Origin of the sequence: Providencia sp. PROV156 (genome assembly GCF_028480905.1) — a bacterium.
GTDB lineage: Bacteria > Pseudomonadota > Gammaproteobacteria > Enterobacterales > Enterobacteriaceae > Providencia > Providencia hangzhouensis.
The window spans coordinates 58,054-79,649 of the sequence record NZ_JAMPPE010000009.1; the positions used below are offsets into that span (position 1 = coordinate 58,054).

The following is a 21,596-nucleotide window of genomic DNA, read 5'->3' on the forward strand; positions in this document are numbered from 1 at the left end:
TATATTAATAAAAGATAGAAATTGGTGGTTGAACTCTGAGGTGCAGCGGAGTATGTTTTAAATTCCATTAACAATCTAATAAATATATGTGAATAAATGCGATGATATTTTCTAAATTTGGCAATAAATTTGCTAAAAATTCAGGTATTTCATTATTAATGAAAGACTTGAATGAAGGCATAAGAACCCCTGGCTCCATTATGTTAGGGGGAGGAAATCCTGCTCATATCCCTGAAATGGATAAGTATTTCCAAGATCTGTTAGCTGAGATGTGTGCTAATGGCCAATTGACGGACACTTTATGTAATTATGATGGTCCTCAAGGTAAAGATGCCATGTTGAAAGCGCTTGCAGCAACGCTAAAAGCAAAACTAGGTTGGAATATTAGCGCGAAAAATATTGCCCTATCTAACGGCAGCCAGAGTGCTTTTTTCTATCTATTTAACTTGCTAGCCGGTCGCTTTGAAGATGGTATCACCCGTAAAGTGCTATTTCCTCTTGCCCCTGAATATGTCGGTTATGCAGACTCAGGTCTTGATGATGGCTTATTCGTTGCTAATAAGCCACAAATTGAATTTTTACCTAATGGTCAATTTAAATACCGAGTCGACTTCAACACATTAGAGGTTACTGATGATATTGGTGTGATTTGTGTGTCTCGCCCAACAAATCCGACTGGTAATGTCATTACTGATGAAGAAGTTGAGCATTTAGACCAACTAGCTAAACAACATAATATCCCACTATTAATAGATAATGCTTATGGTGTTCCTTTCCCTGGCATTATCTTCAGCGAAGCTACGCCATTTTGGAACGAAAATGTCATTCTTTGTATGAGTTTATCTAAACTTGGTTTACCAGGAACTCGATGCGGTATTATCATCGCTAACGAAGAAATCATTGAAGCTGTTAGTAATATGAATGGCATCATCAGCCTTGCTCCTGGTGGCATAGGCCCTGCGCTTGCCTTAGAAATGCTTAAAAAAGATGACCTTATTTCATTATCTAAAAATGTAATTGGCCCTTTTTATAAGCAACGTGTAGAAGAAGCCATCGAAATTATTCGTCGTTATATTCCAGAAGATAAGTGTCTAATTCATAAGCCTGAAGGTGCTATTTTCCTTTGGTTATGGTTCAAAGACTTACCAATTAATTGTTTAGAACTATATCAACGCTTAAAAAAACGCAGTGTATTGATGGTACCGGGTCACTACTTCTTTCCTGGTATTGAACAAGATTGGCCACATGCACATCAATGTATGCGCATGAACTATGTCCCTGAGCCAGAAAAAATTGAACAAGGGATCAAGATATTAGCTGAAGAGCTTGAAAAAGCTTATCAAGAAGTGACCTGCTAGTTGTGAAACGACAAGGTACTTTTAGCCCTGTTATTGTAATATTTAGGTAAAAAAAAGCCCTTTCATATAGAAGGGGCTAAAAATTAGCGAGAACTCCGTAATTGAAATCAAATTAACTTTTCAATACGAATATCATTCAAAACTATTAGAACATCTTTTCTATTTGGTTATTGCTTAAACAAAAGCACTTTTTGCCCCTATATATCGTGATACCTTTCATTACTGCCTTATACATCAAACATCAAAATCCAACTATCATATTGAAAAAGCTATAATTTTAGAAATTTCAATAGAATTTCTGCTATTCATCGGTTTAACAATCACATCTAGCTAAACCGCCCAAAATAAAATAGCCAGCAATTGTGGAGAAATAATTCTTAAAAACATCGCTAATGGATAAACCGTTGCATAAGACAATGCCGGAGCACCGCTGGCCGCATGAATATTATTTGCAAAAGCCAGTGCAGGAGGGTCTGTCATAGAGCCCGCTAGCACCCCACAAAGGCTCAAATAGTTCATTTTGCCAAAAATTCGAGCTACAACACCTGTAATAAATAGTGGTACAAACGTAATCAATAGCCCATAACCAATCCACGTTAGCCCATCGCCTTTAATTAAAGTATCAATGAAGCCACCACCAGAATTGAGCCCAACAACAGCGAGGAACATGACGATTCCCAGTTCTCTCAGCGCTAAGTTTGCACTCGGAGGCATAAACCAATATAAACGCCCTATAGTCCCTATACGACCGAGAATTAGAGCAACAACCAGTGGCCCTCCCGCTAACCCCAGTTTCAGCGCAGCAGGAAAACCAGGAACAAAAACGGGTATTGACCCCAGCACAACTCCAAGCCCTATCCCGAGGAATACAGGTAACATTTGAACTTGCTGTAGTTTCTGTTTCGCATTACCTAACAAAGCGGTGACGGCTTCGATTGACTCAGGACGTCCAACAATATTTAAAATATCACCAAATTGTAAAACCGAATTGTTATTAGCAACTAAATCAATACCAGTACGGTTTAATCGTGTCACAACAACATCATATTTTTGTTTTAAGTTTAAGTCTTTCAGCCTTTTACTTAGTACGGCATCATTCGTCACCACCACACGAACGGAATGCAAAATAGAGCTTGATGTCGACAGGGATACGTCAACTTCCTCACCTAATATTAAACGAACTTTATTTAAATCATCTTTTAAACCAACAACGTGCAATAAGTCACCTAAATGAATTTCTGTGGTAGGCTGAGGAACAACCAGCATGTCCCCACGTTTTAATCTTGAGCAAACAATAGCTTCACTACCAAGCAGTGGGATGTCTTGCATCATTAAGCCATCAAGATTGGCGTTACGAATGGCAATGTTCATCGTCTGCAGAGAGTCGCGCTGTTGAAAAGTGGAACTATTAAATGCAGAAGCTTCTTTCTCTACTGAAATTCTAAAGATAATGCGTACTAACCACATCACCAATAAGATGCCACAAATCCCCATAGGGTAAGCCATGGCATAGCCCATCCCCATCTGGCCAACAAGATTAGGGTCAGATCCTAAGTCAGTTAAAATTTGCTGACCAGCACCTAAAGATGGCGTATTCGTTACCGCCCCTGAGAAAATACCTAGGATAATCGGTAATGGAATATTCGCGACTTTATATATGATTGCTGTTACCACCGCGCCTAAGACAACGACCATCAACGCAAAGCCATTTAGTTTCAGCCCAGAAACGCGTAGAGAAGAGAAAAAACCAGGCCCAACCTGAATACCTATCGTGTATACAAACAGTATCAAGCCAAATTCTTGAATAAAATGCAGCATGTCTTTATTAAGTTGCAAGCCATAACTTTGGGCGAAGTGTCCAACAATGATCCCCCCAAATAGAACACCACCAATCCCTAGCCCAACACTACGGATCTTCCAATTTCCAATCCATAGCCCTAAAGCAGCAGCTAACGCCAACAAACTTACAGTAAGAGCTAATTCACTCATAGACCGCATCCTTTTGACGACAAGTTACCCGTTAAACACACCCAAATAGGTGATAAAACATACTACTGAATCGATTATGCCAAATAGCATGAGGGTAATATGTGCCATAGAGCACAGTTCAGAAGGAATAAATGATCTATTTTTTTAGAATTTTCAACCTGATAACAAATATAAAATAGTATGTCTTTATTTCTTAACGTTATTTATCATTCATAGAAATAGCTACTTAAGACAAACATTTTTAGTTAATAGCTACAAGTAAACTATTAACTAAAAAAATACATACGGTTAAATAAAATAATAATACGACACCATTATTGTGAATTTCTTGTTTTTAGTTATTATAAGTAAATATTGGGAACGACAAACTAAATACAGGTTAACAATGTCTATGCCGAGTTTAATTTCAATACGATTATATTTTCTTATCGCACCTCTTATTTTGAGTGGTTGCTCCAGTATTATGACTCATGCAGGCCCATCAGAAGGTTATTACCCTGGTTCGAAAAACAGTATTAAAATGATTAAAGATGATGAGACCGGCTGGGTTGTTAAACCTTTACTTGCTATTGATTTACCCTTTTCTGTTGTTATGGATACTCTTTTAATTCCTTTAGATTACGCGAAATCGGGTAATGATGATAAAGCAGACTCACCCAAAAAACGCATAGAAGAACTTGAAAATAAAGATAAAACCAAAAAGTAATTCAGGCTCAATCAAACGTTTGTAATTAAAATTTCATTGTGTATTAACTGTATTTATGAATACATTATTTTTTAATCTAAGATCTGACCAATCATTTATATAATATCTGTTTAGTTATTATCTTATTATGATAACTATCTTCTTAACTTAAATATTCTATTTATAAGTATTTTTGCACTCATTACATGAATAATTAACAATTAAATTTTTTAAATGCTAATCAGAGAAAAATAAAAACAGTCACAGATAAAAAAAAGCTTATCAATACTTTTTTTATTCGTGACTGTAGTAACATAATTATGTTATTTGCTGTTTAAACCCGTTTCTACGGTATAAATTTGCCTAAATCCATCAATATCTCGCATAAACGCAATCAATTCATCATTAGGTGAAAATACAACGGCATCAGCAACAGGAGCAAGTTCAGTACGCTGTGTTAATTTTTGTATGGTTCCGCTCACGACGTGACAATACACGACACTATTGTCACAAATAAAACAAATGTGCTCACCTTTACTATCCCAGCTAAAGGCAGACTGAACCGGTGAAGAACCCTGAGTTATCTGCCTTTGCACTCCAGTCAGCGTATCAACTAACCACAATTGAGCATTACCGTCATCATCATTCATCAAACAAGCGATTGATTTACCATCTGGCGAAGTTCTTAGCCAATGTCGTGGCTGCTTCGCTAAACCAGGAAATTTTTTATCGTGTGTATAAGTTAAACGCCTTTGCTGTATACCTTTTGGTGGGGAAGGCATGCTTGATTCTGTTCCTTGGATAGGAGATTCCCCCGCAATCATGTAATCCTCAAGCTGTGAAGGTAGATCAACAATATAGATCTCAGGAATAATTTCTCCATTTGTAGAATGAGTGTCACCAATAAACACCAGCGCTCTTTCTTGCCACTCTCCATTCTCTTTTTGATAACCTTTTTGACCTACCCAACCCTCTTCATATGCACGGCTAATCTCATCGCTGCTAGGCTTAGGCTGTTGCGTTGTTCGCGTCACAACACAACAAAAGTAATCGCCACTATATTCTCGAAAATGTATTTTAGGACTCACATTAACGGGCCCAATAGGTACTGCAATTGCCACATTTCGTTGGTCTAATTGCACATCTAATTCATGCATTACATGGTCATTATAGGTAAAACTCAACCACTTTCCGTCTGGACTAAAAACATGGACATGAGTCCCCCCACGCAACGCTCCCACTAAATACGGAGGGGTAATACACATTGCATCAATTGGGTGAGCTACATTTAATTGATCTTCTTTAACATACACCCCTCTTCGATGGTGAAAGTCATATTGCCACTGTTCATCAGGGTACTCAGGGCCATGGATAAAAGCATATTGAGTTGGCAGTTGAGGACTTACCGTTACCACTCCAACATGAGCCCCATGACTTGCACGATAAACCTCAACGACTTGTAATGTTTTTACATGAATTTTTTCTATAGATAAACCTGTAAAAGAACTACCGCTCGGCCGTATATCATACGCTAACCACTGGCTGTCTGGAGTCCAGATATTAATATTCGTTAGTTGGTGGCTTCGTTCATCATGCGTTAAACATGTTTCTTTATAGGGCAATTTATTATTCAATCTGTTATCCTTTGACATCATTTAATATCGCTATCGGATTACTTTAACTAATCTAGTTTAATCAATACTAGAAAATCTCAGTCGAGAAGTTTCATAAGTAATATTACCCTTTAGCAATAACCTTAATCTCGAACAAAACTACCATGTTATTAAGTGTACTTTATATTATTGGTATCACCGCAGAAGCCATGACTGGAGCACTTGCGGCTGGCAGACGAAAAATGGATGTCTTTGGCGTCATTATTATTGCGTCCGCGACGGCAATTGGTGGTGGTTCCGTCCGTGATATCTTACTTGGCCATTACCCCCTAGGTTGGGTGGAACATCCTGAGTATATCCTGACTGTTGCAGGCGCTGCGATTGTGACAATCTGGATAGCTCCTATGATGAAACATTTACGCCGATTATTCCTCATATTAGATGCTATCGGACTAATTGTGTTTTCTATACTTGGCGCCCAAATAGCACTCGATATGCACTACAGCCCAATCATTGCAGCTATTGCAGCAGTGATTACTGGCGTTTTTGGTGGTGTGTTAAGAGACATGCTGTGTAACACAATCCCTTTAGTTTTCCAAAAAGAAGTCTATGCTGGCGTTTCTTTCGCTGCCGCTTGGATCTATATTGGCCTATTACAAACGCCTTTACCTAAAGATATCGTGGTTATTATCACACTCGTTGTTGGCTTGAGTGCAAGGCTAATAGCCATTCGTTATCGTCTCGGTTTGCCTATTTTTAATTACGAAAACCAAGATTAATCTAATCAATAAAAGAGTTTCAGCCATTAATGATTTACTATTGATGGCTTTCTATTGGTGGCTGAATCGCTTTCATGTCAGACAATATACGTAAAATAGATTCAATTTCTGGTTCCGCTAGCCAATTAGCTAATTTTTTCTTTTGCAGCTTCGTCAAATTTAGACTGTTAACCCATGATGGGTCATACAACATACCTATGTCAGTCACTTTCCCTACTTGTAATTTAGTTAGTGGAATTGCGAGACCTTTTAACCAAAGCGAAATAGGTTGATCCTTTGCCATTTTCAGTTGCTTTACTAACATTTGGTGTTTTTTACCTTTCGATAAATCGCTTTGCCATTGTTCTGACAACCAAGTTGTTAATCGAGTTAGGTTATGGTTTTCTACCCACTGGCGCCATGTAGCCTCACTTATTCCTCGCATACGTAGTTGTTTACCTAACCACGTTAACCTTGCGACAAACTGCTGTGAGCAAACTTCAGTATAAGTAAGACAACTTAGTGAGTGAAACTGTTTTAAGGTTGATGTCTCTGGATATTCGCGTTCCTCTCGTCGCCAAATAACATCTTCAATCTTTGGACTTCCTAGCCCTGAAAGAGAGACAAGTATTTTATCTCCAACAAGTAAATCTCGTTTTTCCCATGATGATAATGATCCAGCATTTACCTTTGAAATAGTTTTCGAGTCAATATTGATGGGAGTTATGCTAGCTACAACACTAATTCTCCCGGTCCTTCCTATATTGAACTGAAGCTTAGTTACCTCTGATAGCACACTGCGTAATGGATATTTCCATGCAATCGCCCAACTATTTTGTTTTGATTGCCAAGCTGATGCTGCTGGCGCTGGAAAATTTTTAAGCACTACGCCATCTGTAGCAAATGGTAATTGCCCTTGATAATAGTATTCCCTTAGTTGCTTAGCTTGAATCTTATTTTCAATTTTATGGCTATATTGTTCAGCAAGCGGAAAACCTATCTCAGAAAGTAATGTTAACTGTGTTTTTGGATTAGCATCCCCCGCAGGCCATGCCCAAATAAAAATACCAATATTTTCTTCAAGGGCGGTTGGCTCATTTTTTCGCATTAACCACCCCGCAATCTTATTACGAGCGTTCACTCCCCCACTTTTAGCTTGAATATGTCCATTCATACGCCAAAATAATTCGCCTTGAAGAACTAACATGCCTGAATATTTGATTTGTTTGGGTATCGCAGGAATAAAATCTGCTTTTGCCCGCCACTCGATTCCTTCAACACTATTTCCTCGGCTAATCATGGAAATAAGCTTGCCATTTTTATAAACCAACGTTACTGCTACACCATCGACTTTAGGTTGTAGCCAGATATTTTTACGTGTTTCTATCCAGCTATAAACTTCTAATTCATTAAGTTTCTTTAACCCTGTATGAGGAATGGGATGCATAGTTAGCTGTGATTTTTCAGGTAATAGTACTTCTGGCAATTCTTCGGGGAGTTGCTGGCATCGTTGCAAAGAACGCCATAAATTAAATAGCTGGTCATAAGCTTCATCACTAATGGAACTGCTACCCGCCAAACGGTAAGCTTGGTTCCACAGTTGTAATTGTTTTCCTAACCGATGACTTTCCTGAATTATTATTTTACTATTTTGTTTTTCACACGGTTTATTAACGGCAATTTGCTGCGTTGCTTGAGCTACATTAATACACACCATTCCCCCAACAATTAACCCACTTAATCTATAAACTGACGCGAACCAATAACCATACAAAATATAAATCATAACTATTCCTTGTTATTACCAATCCATTAAGACATTACTCTTTTAAAGTATTTTCCCCTCAGTTGCTAAGCATCAAACAACTTCTCAAAGTCTTCATCCTCAAAAGAAGTTGTTTGCAAAAGGCTTCGCAAAACTAATGATGCTTTCATGAGTAATAAGTTAATTTCTCGAGCCCGTTCACAATTTAGTTACTAATCAAATTCATTTAATTAAAATTCATGATTTATTGATATCGCTGCATGTTGATGCAAGTCCGTGTATACTATGTCGGGTTTATCACCATCTTTTATGTTTAATCCTCGACTATTCAAGAAATCATCATGATACAAGGCACGTTATATATTGTTTCTGCCCCTAGTGGAGCAGGGAAATCAAGTCTGATTCAGGCTTTATTAAAAACACAACCATTGTATGACACACAGGTTTCCGTTTCTCATACAACTCGAACTGCACGTCCAGGAGAAGTCCATGGCGAGCACTATTTCTTTGTATCTGAAACTGATTTTTTACAAATGGTCGACAAAGGTGAATTCCTAGAGCATGCATGCGTTTTTGGGAATTATTATGGGACGTCCAAACCTATCATTGAAGATGTATTAAATAGTGGTGTTGATGTTTTTCTTGATATCGATTGGCAGGGAGCGCAGCAGATAAGAGCCAAAATGCCTGAGGCGCGTAGTATTTTCATTCTCCCACCATCAAAAGATGAACTTTATCGCAGACTGCGTGGTCGTGGGCAAGACAGCGATGAAGTTATTGAAAAACGCATGTCACAAGCAGTAGGTGAAATTGAACATTTCAACGAGTATGATTACCTTATTGTTAATGATGATTTCAATACCGCACTGAGCGATTTACAATCTATCATCCGTACTGAGCGTTTAAAATTAGGGCGTCAAGTTCAACGACATGATGCTTTAATCAGCAAATTACTAGCAGACTGAGAATAGTTTCAGTATCATATCAGGTCATTTTTTTATTTCTTTGGAGTAGCACATTTATGGCACGCGTAACTGTTCAAGACGCAGTAGAAAAAATTGGTAACCGCTTTGACCTCGTATTGGTTGCGGCACGTAGAGCTCGTCAGTTACAAACGGGTGGAAAAGACCCTTTAGTTCCTGAAGAAAATGATAAATACACTGTTATCGCATTACGTGAAGTAGAAGAAGGCTTAATCAACGGTCACATTTTAGATGTGCGTGAGCGCCAAGAACAGCAAGAGCAAGAAGCGGCTGAAATGCAAGCAGTTTCTGCAATCGCTGAAGGTCGTCGCTAATCACTAAGGTGGGTCTGCCTTGTATCTGTTTGAAAGCCTTAATTTAGTCATTCAAAAGTATCTTCCTAAAGAACAAATTGAATTACTAAGAAAAGCCTATGTTGTTGCTCGGGATGCCCATGAAGGACAGACCCGTTCAAGTGGTGAGCCTTATATTACTCACCCAGTTGCTGTTGCTTGTATTCTTGCTGAGATGCGTTTGGACCATGAAACACTAATGGCAGCGCTACTTCATGATGTGATTGAAGATACTCCAGCGACATTTCAAGATATAGAAGAATTGTTTGGTACCACCGTCGCCGGTCTCGTCGAAGGTGTATCCAAACTAGACAAGCTCAACTTTCGCGACAAAAAAGAAGCCCAAGCAGAAAACTTCCGCAAAATGATCATGGCGATGGTAAAAGATATCCGTGTCATTTTGATAAAACTGGCAGACCGCACTCACAACATGCGCACGTTAGGGTCACTTAGGCCCGATAAACGTCGGCGCATTGCACGTGAAACCCTTGAAATATATAGCCCGTTAGCCCACAGGCTAGGTATACACCACATCAAAACAGAGCTTGAAGAGCTGGGTTTTGAAGCGTTATATCCCAACCGTTATCGTGTTATTAAGGAAGTCGTCAAGGCTGCTCGCGGTAACCGAAAAGAGATGATCCAAAAAATTCTCTCGGAAATTGACGGTAGGCTAACCGAGGCAGGAGTTCCTTGTCGCGTAAGTGGCAGAGAAAAACACCTTTATTCCATCTATCGCAAAATGCACCAAAAAGAGCAACGTTTCCATTCCATTATGGATATCTATGCTTTTAGGGTAATTGTAAAAGATGTGGATACTTGCTACCGCGTTTTAGGCCAAATGCATAGTTTATACAAACCGCGTCCGGGGCGTATTAAAGACTATATTGCTATCCCTAAAGCCAACGGCTATCAATCGCTACATACCTCATTGATTGGGCCACATGGTGTTCCTGTCGAAGTTCAAATTCGCACAGAAGACATGGACCAAATGGCTGAGATGGGGGTTGCTGCGCATTGGGCCTATAAAGAGCAAGGCGAACAAGGTACAACAGCACAAGTTAGAGCTCAACGTTGGATGCAAAGTCTACTTGAGTTACAACAAAGTGCAGGTAGCTCGTTTGAATTTATTGAAAGCGTTAAATCGGATCTATTTCCGGATGAAATCTACGTTTTCACCCCAGAAGGCCGTATTGTTGAATTACCTACCGGTGCAACACCTGTTGACTTTGCCTACGCAGTACACACGGATATTGGTCATGCTTGCGTGGGCGCGCGCGTTGATCGCCAGCCTTACCCACTTTCGCAATCCCTTACGAGTGGCCAAACTGTCGAAATTATTACCGCGCCAGGCGCACGGCCAAATGCAGCATGGCTCAATTTTGTTGTCAGCTCAAAAGCGCGGGCCAAAATTCGCCAGTTATTGAAAAACTTAAAACGTGAAGATTCTATTAATTTAGGTCGCCGTTTACTCAACCATGCGCTAGGGGCAGGAAATAAACTCACTGATATCCCTCAAGCCAATATTGATGCGGAATTGGCACGCATGAAGCTGCACTCTATCGATGATTTGCTTGCTGAAATTGGGTTGGGTAATGCAATGAGTGTGGTTGTCGCACGTAACCTACAGAACAATCCACAAAATACACCTGAAGAACAAGTGTTAGTTGAAAGCCGGAATAAACTCTCTATCAAAGGTGCTGATGGTGTTTTAATCACCTTTGCAAAATGTTGTCGTCCTATTCCTGGTGACCCAATTGTTGCACATATTAGTCCTGGTAAAGGTCTCGTTATTCATCATGAATCCTGCCGCAACATTCGTGGTTATCAAAAAGAACCTGATAAATTTATGGCTGTTGAATGGGACAACGACACTGATACCGACTTTATCGCTGAAATTAAAGTGGATATGATTAATCACCAAGGTGCTTTAGCGAATTTAACTGCCGCCATTAATGACGCCAACTCAAGTATTCAAAGTATGAATACAGAAGAAAAAGATGGCCGTGTATATTGCGCTTTTATTCGCCTTACAACTAAAAACCGTGTTCAATTGGCAAATGTGATGCGGAAAATCCGTATTATGCCTGACGTTCTACGTGTTAGCCGAAACCGTAATTAACGACCATACGTAATTAATAACTATGAATGAACGCCGCTATCGCCGCATTTGCCAAATGATGGCGATGCGGCAGCCTGACCTAACTCTCTGCCTCGAAGAAATTCATAAACCGCACAATGTTTCTGCGATTGTACGCAGTGCGGATGCCGTAGGGATCCATCAAATTCATGCTATTTGGCCGGACCAACAAGTCAAACTGTCCGTTTCTTCTGCTGCGGGGAGTAATAGCTGGGTTAAAATTATTTCACACACATCCACCGAAGAAGCAATTGCCCACATAAAATCACAAAATATGCAGGTTTTGGCGACTAACTTGTCAGAACATGCCGTTGATTTTCGTGAAATTGATTATACTTTGCCAACTTGTATTATGATGGGGCAAGAAAAAACAGGGATTTCACAACAAGCCCTCGCACTGGCTGATAAACACATTATCATTCCAATGGCTGGCATGGTGCAATCTTTGAACGTTTCCGTTGCTTCTGCACTGATTTTATATGAAGCCCAACGGCAACGGCAGCAGGCGGGTATGTACGAACGTGACCATTGCTTACTCTCACCAGATGAACAACAAACTTGGTTATTTGAAGGAGGTTACCCTGTACTGGCTGAAGTTGCTAAACGTAAGGGACTTCCTCGCCCATTTATCAATAACCAAGGGCAAATTGAAGCTGATGACTCGTGGTGGGCACAAATGCAATTAACCGAAAAAATGAAAAGACGGCAGTTTGGTTAAATAAAAGGAAATAACATGAATAATGGGCTACTTGATACCATTTCACTGACTTCATTGCACGGAATTGGAGCAAGCCAGTCAGAAAAAATGCGTAAAATCGGTTTGAACACCGTTCAAGACCTTCTTCTTCATTTCCCATTACGCTATGAAGACCACACCCGTCTATATCAAATAAAAGATCTCCTCCCCGGTACGACCGCAACAATTACCGGTGAAATACTGCAAACTAAAGTGGTATTCGGCCGCAAAAGAATGATGACCTGCTTGATTTCCGATGGCACAGGTAACCTCACCTTACGTTTTTTTAATTTTTCAGCTGCAATGAAGAATAACTTAGCAGAAGGAAAACAGGTCACCGCCTATGGGGAAGTTCGCAGAGGAAATACAGGGCCAGAAATCATTCACCCCGAATATAAAGTCTCCCAAGACACCAGCAATATCAGCTTACAAGAGAACTTAACACCTGTTTACCCAACCACGGAAGGTGTTCGTCAGGCCACTTTACGCAAGGTAATGGAACAAGCGCTAAGGTTACTTGATAGCGGAAAAATAAAAGAATTGCTACCAGAAGAGCTTAGCCGTGGAATGATAAGCCTACCAGATGCCATTCGCTTATTACACAATCCACCACCGAATGTCGCTTTGATTGAACTGGAGAAAGGGCACCATCCTGCCCAGAAACGGCTTATACTCGAAGAGCTTTTAGCACATCACCTCAGTATGCTAGCCATCCGTGCAGGCAACGAACGCCTATATGCCGAGCCGTTAACAACAAGTGGTCAATTAAAATCACAGTTACTCGCACAATTACCTTTCTCGCCAACAAATGCACAAAACCGTGTTGTTAGCGAAATTGAAGCAGACCTCGCCAAAGATGCCCCTATGATGCGTTTGATTCAAGGGGATGTAGGGTCAGGAAAAACGCTTGTTGCAGCCTTAGCGGCCGTTTGTGCCATCGAGAATGGCAAACAAGTAGCTTTGATGGCTCCCACCGAAATTCTTGCAGAGCAACATGCCAATACATTCAAACAATGGTTAGAGCCTTTAGGCATTAAAGTGGGTTGGCTAGCGGGCAAACAGAAGGGTAAGGCACGTCAGGCTCAGCAAGATGCCATCGCAAGTGGAGAAGTTGCGATGGTTGTTGGAACACACGCTATTTTCCAAGAGCAAGTGAGCTTTAAAGCGCTGGGGCTTGTTATCATTGATGAACAACATCGCTTTGGCGTTCATCAGCGGCTCGCTCTGCGTGAGAAAGGTGAGCAGCAAGGGTACCACCCTCATCAATTGATCATGACCGCTACGCCAATCCCACGGACACTGGCGATGACAGCGTATGCAGACTTAGATACCTCTGTCATCGATGAGCTTCCTCCGGGCCGTACGCCTGTCACTACTGTCGCCATCCCGGACACTCGCCGTAACGATATTATTGAACGCGTTCGCCAAGCCTGTATTGAAGAAGGTCGCCAAGCCTATTGGGTCTGTACACTCATTGAAGACTCTGAATTATTAGAAGCACAAGCGGCTCAAGTGACCAGCGAAGAACTCGCACTGGCACTACCTGAATTAAAAGTAGGCTTAGTCCACGGGCGAATGAAACCAGCTGAAAAACAAAGCATTATGGCGGCTTTTAAAAGGAATGAAATTCAACTGCTTGTGGCTACAACGGTCATTGAGGTCGGTGTTGATGTGCCTAATGCCAGTTTGATGATCATTGATAACCCTGAGCGCCTTGGTTTAGCTCAATTGCACCAATTGAGAGGGCGAGTTGGCCGTGGAGCTATCGCATCTCACTGCGTATTATTATATAAGACACCGCTAACCCACACCGCTAAACAACGGCTACAAGTGTTGCGGGACAGCAATGATGGCTTTGTTATCGCACAAAAAGATCTCGAAATTCGCGGGCCTGGGGAATTATTAGGCACTAGACAAACAGGAAATGCAGAATTTAAGGTCGCTGATTTGTTACGTGACCAATATATGTTGCCAGAAGTGCAACGCCTCGCTCGCCATATTCAACAAAACTACCCAGAAAATGCACAACAACTTATTGAGCGCTGGTTACCTGAGCGAGAACAATACAGCCACGCTTAAGTTTTATATCTTCTTTTTATCCATTCCTTAAAATGAAAATTGCCGTGAATATTTTCACGGCAATACCTGCTTAACTTGATTTATTATTAAATAAAAACTATCCCGCAATAGTTGGGAATAGTGGCAACATTAAATACAATTTAATGACTATCGCATTAACAATATCAATGAAGAATGCCCCAACCATTGGGACCACAAGGAACGCAAGGTGAGATGGACCCAACCTATCCGTTACCGCTTGCATATTCGCAATCGCTGTTGGCGTAGCCCCAAGACCGAAACCACAATGCCCCGCAGCTAAAATAGCGGCATCATAGTTTTTCCCCATCACACGGAAGGTAACAAAAATTGCATACCCTGCCATTACACAAGCTTGTACAGCAAGAATGATGATCATTGGAATGGCCAGTGATGCTAATTCCCAGAGCTTCAAGCTCATTAAAGCCATCGCTAAGAATAATGATAGGCTCACGTTACCCATAACAGAAACGGCGCGGTCAAACACTCGGTAAAAACCAAGCAGTGATAGGCTATTGCTTAAAATAACACCAACAAACAGTACACATACAAATTTAGGCAGTGCAAAAGGAGTATCGGCTAATTCACCTGCAATATAACTTCCTATCAGCAAACAGATAGCAATCAATGCAATAGTTTCAATTAAAACCATTGACGTGATCATGCGCCCTGATTGAGGCTTCTCAAATGCAGTTGGCACATCTTTATCATCTTCTGCCGTTCCTGGCGTTGGAATATTACGTGTTAGAAAACGTGCAACAGGTCCGCCAATTAAACCACCAAGAACGAGTCCAAATGTAGCACACGCCATTGCAACTTCTGTTGCACTTTGGAAACCATAATTTTCAGTGAAAATTTTACCCCATGCCGCACCAGTACCATGGCCGCCAGATAAGGTAATTGAGCCAGCTAACAGCCCCATTAAAGGGTCTAGCCCCAATAATTCAGCAAGGGCAATCCCCACTGTGTTTTGGACTAGCAATAAGCCTACAACCACAAAAATAAATATAAACAATGCCTTACCACCAGCTTTCAAGCTAGCAAGGTTGGCATTAAGACCAATTGTGGCAAAGAATGCCAGCATCATAGGTTCTTGCAGTGATAAGTCAAAAGAAAGGCTCCAGTCAAATAATTGTTTAAGCAATAAAAGACTAAAAGCAACTAACAACCCACCCGCAACAGGTTCAGGGATGGTATATTTTTCAAGAAAAGGGACTGATTTTACCAGTTTACGCCCAAGCAATAATACTAAGGTAGCAGCTACCAGTGTACCGTAGACATCGAGATGATACATTCACGTACCTCGTCTGTTGTTAAAATTATCAAAAACTAGTTAGACGTTAATTTCTTCCTTAAAACGCCAAAAGCAGGTTGTAGGATTAGAAAAAAAAACTGTTATAAATACAAGTTAAAATATATATAAATGTGACGACACTATTTAACTAATGAATATATTTTTTAAAAGCAAACGATTGCTTTTTAATTTCGACACATTACAATGCGTTTTTTGTTGGCGAGAAATGAAGGCAATGAATACTGCGACGTCTGAAAAGCAAACTACCGAAGCAACCATACAAACGCAAAGCGAACTCATTTACAAATTAGAAGACCGTCCACCACTGCCGCAAGCTTTGTTTGCTGCTGGGCAACATCTTCTGGCGATGTTTGTCGCTGTTATTACCCCAGCGATGCTGATTTGTCAGGCTCTGGGGCTGCCAGCTCACGATACTCAGCGCATCATTAGTATGTCTTTATTTGCCTCCGGTATTGCTTCTTTAATTCAAATTCGTGCATGGGGCCCTATCGGCTCAGGCCTACTTTCGATTCAAGGTACCAGTTTTAACTTTGTTGCACCTTTAATCATGGGAGGTGTTGCACTCAAGCAAGGTGGAGCTGATATCCCATCCATGATGGCAGCTTTATTTGGCACGTTACTCGTCGCCGCATTAACCGAAGTGATTCTTTCACGTTTTCTACATCTAGCCCGTCGAGTCATTACACCACTGGTTTCTGGTGTCGTTGTCATGATCATCGGCTTATCTTTAATTCAAGTCGGCTTAACCTCCATTGGTGGTGGTTATGGTGCGATTAGCGATAATACCTTCGGTTCACCAGATTACCTGATTTTGGCAGGGGTTGTTTTAGCGGTTATTATTTTGCTAAATCGGCAGAAAAACCCTTACCTGCGTGTCGCATCTTTAGTTATTGCCATGGCCGTTGGTTATATTGCAGCTTGGTGGATGGACATGTTACCAAATGCGCAACCAATGGAAGCCAATCAGCCAATTATTACTGTCCCTGAGCCTTTCTATTATGGCTTATCCTTTGACTGGAACCTGCTGATCCCACTAATTCTCATTTTTATGGTGACCTCCTTAGAAACGATAGGTGACATTACCGCCACTTCAGATGTGTCAGAACAACCCGTTCGTGGCCCTTTATATATGAAACGTATCAAAGGTGGCGTACTTGCCAATGGTTTAAATTCAATGGTCTCAGCGGTATTTAATACTTTCCCTAACTCTTGTTTTGGGCAGAACAACGGTGTTATCCAATTAACAGGGGTGGCAAGTCGCTATGTCGGTTACATTGTTGCTTTAATGTTAGTGTTATTAGGGCTATTCCCTGCGGTTGCAGGCTTTGTACAACAAATCCCTGAGCCCGTATTAGGCGGAGCAACCATTGTGATGTTTGGTACCATTGCCGCTTCAGGAGTGCGTATCGTGTCTCGTGAGCCACTCAATCGCCGCGCCATCATGATTATAGCCCTTTCTCTCGCCGTGGGTATGGGTGTGTCACAGCAACCCTTGATTTTGCAATTCGCGCCTGACTGGTTAAAAACATTATTTTCTTCAGGTATTGCTGCGGGTGGTTTAACTGCAATTGTTCTGAATTTAGTCTTCCCTCTCGAAAAATAACCTTTCATTCTAGCCGCCAGTGTTGAACACTCTGGCGGTTTTTCTGTATGCTATCCTTAAATTGTCATTATATTAGACGGTTTCTTCCTGTGCCTATTCGTTCACAAACCAAAGGAGCAGTAAACTGTGAAATGGTTAATCAAATTTACTACCTATGCACTTTTGTTACTGCTGCTATTGTTTATTTTTACTTATATCGGGCTACAAACCCGTTGGGGCGCATCCTACTCCAGTCAATTTTTAAGTAAATTTACCGGTTACGATATTGATGTGGGAATTATGGGGCATGAGTTTTCTAACCCCGGTGAGTTCATCTTCCAAGATGTTAAGTTAACGGCTAAAAACAGTGACCTATCTTTAGATTCACGGCAAGTCGTGGTTGATGTTAATTGGCTAAACCTATTTAGTGGCACCGCAATAAAACGTTTGGTTATCACTCAAGGGACATTATCTACAACAGTCTCACCAAATACGGTGTTGTTCCCTATTTCCGCGACTATTTTGCAATTTGAAAATAGCCAGATTACGCTTAAAAAAGGCAATGATACGGTACAAGTCGCCGGCTTTACGGGAGGAATGACCCCTTGGAAACCTACCGAAAACACTCCTTTTGGTTACGGTGATTTTCGATTTACCTCTAACCAATTAAAATTCAATGACCTTGCATTCAAGAATATTGCCATTACCGGTAAATTACAGCAGCAAGGAACAGAAATAAGCCAAGCAAGCGCCTACTTAAATAATGGCTATATTGCGGGCACTGGGAAGGTACTTAATGATGGCTCTATCATGGTTGACTCCCTCACCATGAATAAAGTTGGCTGGGAAAATAATGTTGATTTCGATTCACTATTTGATGCAATAACGAGTGATAAATCACTACAAGTCAAAAAAGTAGAACTAACCAATGTTGATATTCAAGGTAAAGATTGGGCACTTTCTGGCTTAAGCACCGAAATTGACCAACTCAGCTTCGTTAGAGGCAGCTGGACTAGCCCTAAAAGCAGCATTAGCTTTAATGTCGACCAATTCGTCGTGAAAGACCAGCTGCTGAGTACCTTAATTGGAGAGCTGAATATTAACGGTGATAACCTCAATATCAGCAAGTTATCAGGTTACTATAATAAAGGCATTTTTAACCTCAGTGGGTCTTGGCAACGCAATAATCAAGTACTCACTATCGATGAAGGTAAACTTGCGGGTATCTTATATACCTTACCTGAAAATTGGTTGTCCTTCTTCGCGCAACCAACGCCAGCGTGGTTGTCCGGTTTAAATATTAAGAAATTCACCCTTTCCCAATCACTTTTGATGAATATCCAGCCGCAATTTCCTTTCGAGTTGACGGCATTAAGCGGTAATATTGAAAATGTTGATTTAATCAAACAGAAACAATGGGGAATTTGGAGCGGTAAAGCGACATTCAATGCAGATAGCGGCACAATCAACCAAGTTATAGTGCGCCGTCCATTTGTCGAAATACGCCAAAGTGGTAAATCCTCGGCAGCAGCGAGCTTAACGGTCAGTACTGATAAAGGTATCAGTAAAATTGGCTTGCTGGTAAAACAAGAGCCCAAAAAAGTCCCCTTCTTACTCAGGGCATCAGGTTCTAATATTGACCTCGTCGATTTAAACCAATGGGGTTGGGCAGGCTTCCCAGCTCAAGTTATCGGTGACTTTGATGCGACATTACAAGGGGACTTACTCGCCCCATCAGTGGCAAAAAGTTTGAATGGGGAATTGATGGCCATACCATTGCAAGGTAAACGCCTATTCCGTACCGTTGTTAACGGGGTTGTCACTTCTTCAGTAGAGTCCGAAGCCGATTTACAGCCTACCGAGCCTTCTTTGGTAGAGCCGCTCCCCGCTCTTAGCAATCCATAGAAACTATCAATCCATAGAAATACAAAAGGCAGGTCAATCATACCTGCCTTTATCTTTTAATTTTCAATAAACAACGTTACTTTGCGGGCTCTACAGGTAACACCATATAGACACCACTGAATACAGCGCCCACTTTACCATCGGGGTTACTGACCTCGACTTTCAGTTTTACTCGCGCTTTGCTACCCCGAGCTAAACGGTCAAGGTCACCGCTCATATTAGCTAAGTCCGCAGTTGCTGTAGGCCTGCCACTTACAGGTTTACCATAACGAATACTGGCATCGACCAATACAATATCGCCACCAAGCTGGTGTTCTTGCATTAACAGCCAAATCAGCCCCCATCCTGTCAGTGTGGCTAATGAAAATTGGCTCCCTGCAAAAATCGTTTCATGGGGGTTTTGATTGCCCGCCTCCGGCATGGTAGTAATAAAACGAGTCCCCGTGTATTGGTCGATTCGGACACCCATTTTTTCGCTTAATGGAATATACTTATACCAAGCTTGTTGTAACTCACCACACCAGTCTGGACGATGTAGAATTTGGTCTAATGTCTCAATGGGTTTGATCATCAAGTAATGGCGCACAGGTGTTTTTAACTGCCCAGCAACTTGCCCACGGTTCTCAAAGCCCATTTTATCGAAAAAGGGTACTGCTTCTTCACGAACACTGGATACGATGCGTTTGACGCCTTCTTGGCGTGCAACGGACTCTAGGGCCATGATAATCAATTTACCGAGTCCTTTACCTTGCATGGCAGGGTTAACGGCTAAAAAACGGATTGCTCCCTCGTTGTCAGCATTGATATATAAGCGACCAATGGCAAGAATACGGTTTTTATCATCCACGACCATTTGATGGTGTGCGGTTAAATCATAACCATCTTTTTCTGAACCTAGGGGTTGATTAAACGGTTTTCGCAACATTTCCCAGCGAAAATGGTAGTAAGTTGCAAATTCAATATCATCTTTCGGTGTACGTAAATGGTACATCGCTTCCCCCTTTAAAAATGAACTCACACTTGTAGCCAGAAGGTAACAGGGCCATCATTGGTTAAATTCACTTGCATGTCAGCGGCAAACTCACCGGTTTGTGTTTCAACCCCTTGCTGGCGGCTCTGTTCAACGAAGTATTGGTACAAAGCATCCGCTCTTTCAGGCTCTGCTCCCCCTGAAAAGCTAGGCCGCATACCTTTTTTAGTGTCAGCTGCTAAAGTAAATTGAGAAACGACCAAAAGGCTGCCTCCCGCCTGTTGAACATTGAGATTCATTTTCCCTTGTTCATCACTAAAAATACGGTAGCCCAGTACTTTTTCACACAAACGTTTGGCTTTCTGCTCATCATCATCTTTTTCAACGCCAAGCAAAACCAACAACCCAGCATTTATTTGCCCTACTATTTTCTGATCAACAGCCACACTCGCATGAGTGACTCTTTGGATTAATGCAATCATGATGACTCTTTACAAAAAGATGGAGCAACGTTAGCCGTTGCCCCACTATAAAATCAGGATGTTATTCAACTTCTGCACTAAAATCGTAAGTGCGGAAATATTCAGGAATGGTGTCTTTATCCACAACATGAATACTACGAATACCAAGGGATTCTGCGGCTTTTACATTTTCTTCGACATCATCAAAGAAAATAGCATCTGCAGCATCAAACTCTTCTGATTGCAGTACATATTTGTAGATTTCAGGATCAGGCTTACGCATGCCTAAATCTTGGGACAGATATAGGAAATCGGAGGAGGCTGCAATTTCTGGGTAGTGTGCTGGCCAGTAGTCTAGATGTAGACGGTTGGTATTCGATAAAACCACCACTCGGTGCCCTTGCTCACGCAGGCGTTCCATAATATCAATGACTTCAGGTCTTAACGAAATAAAAATAGCGTGCCAGCCTTCAGCAAAGTCTTCAAAGCTTAGAGTGATGTCCATTTCTTCACAAAGCAGCTCAGCAAACTCGATGTCTGAAATTTTTCCACACTCATGTAATTGAAAGATATTACCAAAAGTAAACCGTGATTTGATCTCTTCACTTGGTGTACCACTGAGTTCAGACCATTTATCAAATACACGATTAAAGTCGATATCAATAATCACATTACCCATATCGAAGATATACAGCATAAATTTTCCTCATTGTTATTCACTAAATTTACTTTAATCATTATTCACGCAACTGAACAGCCCTAATTAGTGATAATTCACGTTATTTTGTCAATTTATCGATTAAGCAATCCACACTTAGCGCAATTAATGAACAACAAACCAGACGATTTGTTCCATTAATGAGAAAACGCTTTTTATCCCAAAGGTGCTATTTCACACAGCACTATCGGT

Annotated in this window: 17 protein-coding genes; 10 read left to right on the forward strand and 7 right to left on the reverse strand. The window is 41.0% G+C overall.

What is annotated here, in order from left to right; all coding sequences use genetic code 11:
• Positions 1-101: 101 nt before the first annotated feature.
• Positions 102-1,358: a valine--pyruvate transaminase gene (locus PSF31_RS08690; protein WP_096863553.1), complete on the forward strand. Its 1,257-nt coding sequence runs from the start codon at positions 102-104 to the stop codon at positions 1,356-1,358.
• A gap of 330 nt (positions 1,359-1,688) precedes the next feature.
• On the opposite strand, the gene PSF31_RS08695 is transcribed toward PSF31_RS08690, so the two are convergent.
• Positions 1,689-3,347 carry a putative transporter gene (locus PSF31_RS08695; protein ID WP_004262657.1) on the reverse strand — a complete coding sequence of 553 codons (1,659 nt, stop codon included), beginning with the start codon at positions 3,345-3,347 and terminating at the stop codon, positions 1,689-1,691.
• Positions 3,348-3,738: 391 nt separating this feature from the next.
• Between PSF31_RS08695 and PSF31_RS08700 the strand changes: the two genes are divergently transcribed.
• Positions 3,739-4,053, forward strand: coding sequence for a YceK/YidQ family lipoprotein (locus PSF31_RS08700; protein ID WP_096863582.1), 315 nt, complete (start codon positions 3,739-3,741; stop codon positions 4,051-4,053).
• Between the two features lie 302 nt (positions 4,054-4,355).
• On the opposite strand, the gene PSF31_RS08705 is transcribed toward PSF31_RS08700, so the two are convergent.
• Complete coding sequence (locus PSF31_RS08705; RefSeq protein WP_176489279.1) at positions 4,356-5,687, reverse strand: DUF3748 domain-containing protein; 1,332 nt, start codon at positions 5,685-5,687, stop codon at positions 4,356-4,358.
• A 122-nt stretch (positions 5,688-5,809) separates the two neighbouring features.
• Between PSF31_RS08705 and PSF31_RS08710 the strand changes: the two genes are divergently transcribed.
• The gene (locus PSF31_RS08710) at positions 5,810-6,424 is read left to right on the forward strand and encodes a trimeric intracellular cation channel family protein (RefSeq protein ID WP_004262660.1); all 615 of its coding nucleotides are present in this window, start codon (positions 5,810-5,812) and stop codon (positions 6,422-6,424) included.
• A gap of 37 nt (positions 6,425-6,461) precedes the next feature.
• Here PSF31_RS08710 and ligB read toward each other — a convergent pair whose 3' ends face one another.
• The gene (gene ligB / locus PSF31_RS08715; protein WP_096863552.1) at positions 6,462-8,189 is read right to left on the reverse strand and encodes an NAD-dependent DNA ligase LigB; all 1,728 of its coding nucleotides are present in this window, start codon (positions 8,187-8,189) and stop codon (positions 6,462-6,464) included.
• 320 nt (positions 8,190-8,509) lie between these two features.
• On the opposite strand from ligB, the gene gmk reads away from it, so the two are divergent.
• Genes gmk through recG form a run of 5 tightly spaced genes read left to right on the forward strand, consistent with a single transcriptional unit; the run spans position 8,510 to position 14,435 of the window.
• Entirely contained in the window at positions 8,510-9,133 is a 624-nt protein-coding gene (gmk, locus tag PSF31_RS08720) for a guanylate kinase (protein ID WP_004262662.1), read from the forward strand.
• Between the two features lie 56 nt (positions 9,134-9,189).
• Positions 9,190-9,465: a DNA-directed RNA polymerase subunit omega gene (gene rpoZ / locus PSF31_RS08725; protein WP_004262665.1), complete on the forward strand. Its 276-nt coding sequence runs from the start codon at positions 9,190-9,192 to the stop codon at positions 9,463-9,465.
• Between the two features lie 19 nt (positions 9,466-9,484).
• Positions 9,485-11,602, forward strand: a complete 2,118-nt coding sequence (gene spoT / locus PSF31_RS08730) for a bifunctional GTP diphosphokinase/guanosine-3',5'-bis pyrophosphate 3'-pyrophosphohydrolase (protein WP_004262666.1) — start codon at positions 9,485-9,487, stop codon at positions 11,600-11,602.
• Between the two features lie 22 nt (positions 11,603-11,624).
• Positions 11,625-12,338: a tRNA (guanosine(18)-2'-O)-methyltransferase TrmH gene (gene trmH / locus PSF31_RS08735; protein ID WP_096863551.1), complete on the forward strand. Its 714-nt coding sequence runs from the start codon at positions 11,625-11,627 to the stop codon at positions 12,336-12,338.
• A 15-nt stretch (positions 12,339-12,353) separates the two neighbouring features.
• The gene (gene recG, locus PSF31_RS08740; RefSeq protein ID WP_096863550.1) at positions 12,354-14,435 is read left to right on the forward strand and encodes an ATP-dependent DNA helicase RecG; all 2,082 of its coding nucleotides are present in this window, start codon (positions 12,354-12,356) and stop codon (positions 14,433-14,435) included.
• Between the two features lie 97 nt (positions 14,436-14,532).
• Here the strand turns inward: recG and gltS are convergent, their stop codons facing one another.
• Positions 14,533-15,747, reverse strand: a complete 1,215-nt coding sequence (gene gltS, locus PSF31_RS08745; protein WP_004262677.1) for a sodium/glutamate symporter — start codon at positions 15,745-15,747, stop codon at positions 14,533-14,535.
• A gap of 235 nt (positions 15,748-15,982) precedes the next feature.
• Here gltS and PSF31_RS08750 point away from each other — a divergent pair, with 235 nt between their 5' ends.
• Both PSF31_RS08750 and PSF31_RS08755 read left to right on the forward strand, forming a co-directional pair.
• Positions 15,983-17,371: a uracil-xanthine permease family protein gene (locus PSF31_RS08750; RefSeq protein WP_096863580.1), complete on the forward strand. Its 1,389-nt coding sequence runs from the start codon at positions 15,983-15,985 to the stop codon at positions 17,369-17,371.
• A 126-nt stretch (positions 17,372-17,497) separates the two neighbouring features.
• Positions 17,498-19,255: an AsmA family protein gene (locus PSF31_RS08755; RefSeq protein ID WP_096863549.1), complete on the forward strand. Its 1,758-nt coding sequence runs from the start codon at positions 17,498-17,500 to the stop codon at positions 19,253-19,255.
• Between the two features lie 76 nt (positions 19,256-19,331).
• Here PSF31_RS08755 and fabY read toward each other — a convergent pair whose 3' ends face one another.
• From fabY to yihX, 3 genes are all read right to left on the reverse strand, one after another.
• Entirely contained in the window at positions 19,332-20,246 is a 915-nt protein-coding gene (fabY, locus tag PSF31_RS08760) for a fatty acid biosynthesis protein FabY (RefSeq protein WP_036958598.1), read from the reverse strand.
• A 23-nt stretch (positions 20,247-20,269) separates the two neighbouring features.
• A complete protein-coding gene (gene dtd, locus PSF31_RS08765; RefSeq protein WP_004262693.1) occupies positions 20,270-20,707 on the reverse strand; it encodes a D-aminoacyl-tRNA deacylase in 438 nt (145 codons plus the stop codon).
• Between the two features lie 61 nt (positions 20,708-20,768).
• Complete coding sequence (gene yihX / locus PSF31_RS08770; RefSeq protein WP_004262697.1) at positions 20,769-21,383, reverse strand: glucose-1-phosphatase; 615 nt, start codon at positions 21,381-21,383, stop codon at positions 20,769-20,771.
• Between the last annotated feature and the right edge of the window lie 213 nt (positions 21,384-21,596).

Bases quoted from the DNA above. Each gene is read 5' to 3' on its own strand.
- trmH (WP_096863551.1), top strand. From the start codon at position 11,625: ATGAATGAACGCCGCTATCGCCGCATTTGCCAAATGATGGCGATGCGG.
- PSF31_RS08690 (WP_096863553.1), top strand. From the start codon at position 102: ATGATATTTTCTAAATTTGGCAATAAATTTGCTAAAAATTCAGGTATT.
- PSF31_RS08710 (WP_004262660.1), top strand. From the start codon at position 5,810: ATGTTATTAAGTGTACTTTATATTATTGGTATCACCGCAGAAGCCATG.
- PSF31_RS08695 (WP_004262657.1), bottom strand. From the start codon at position 3,347: ATGAGTGAATTAGCTCTTACTGTAAGTTTGTTGGCGTTAGCTGCTGCT.
- gltS (WP_004262677.1), bottom strand. From the start codon at position 15,747: ATGTATCATCTCGATGTCTACGGTACACTGGTAGCTGCTACCTTAGTA.
- fabY (WP_036958598.1), bottom strand. From the start codon at position 20,246: ATGTACCATTTACGTACACCGAAAGATGATATTGAATTTGCAACTTAC.
- ligB (WP_096863552.1), bottom strand. From the start codon at position 8,189: ATGATTTATATTTTGTATGGTTATTGGTTCGCGTCAGTTTATAGATTA.
- yihX (WP_004262697.1), bottom strand. From the start codon at position 21,383: ATGCTGTATATCTTCGATATGGGTAATGTGATTATTGATATCGACTTT.
- dtd (WP_004262693.1), bottom strand. From the start codon at position 20,707: ATGATTGCATTAATCCAAAGAGTCACTCATGCGAGTGTGGCTGTTGAT.
- PSF31_RS08700 (WP_096863582.1), top strand. From the start codon at position 3,739: ATGCCGAGTTTAATTTCAATACGATTATATTTTCTTATCGCACCTCTT.
- gmk (WP_004262662.1), top strand. From the start codon at position 8,510: ATGATACAAGGCACGTTATATATTGTTTCTGCCCCTAGTGGAGCAGGG.
- rpoZ (WP_004262665.1), top strand. From the start codon at position 9,190: ATGGCACGCGTAACTGTTCAAGACGCAGTAGAAAAAATTGGTAACCGC.
- PSF31_RS08705 (WP_176489279.1), bottom strand. From the start codon at position 5,687: ATGATGTCAAAGGATAACAGATTGAATAATAAATTGCCCTATAAAGAA.
- recG (WP_096863550.1), top strand. From the start codon at position 12,354: ATGAATAATGGGCTACTTGATACCATTTCACTGACTTCATTGCACGGA.
- PSF31_RS08750 (WP_096863580.1), top strand. From the start codon at position 15,983: ATGAATACTGCGACGTCTGAAAAGCAAACTACCGAAGCAACCATACAA.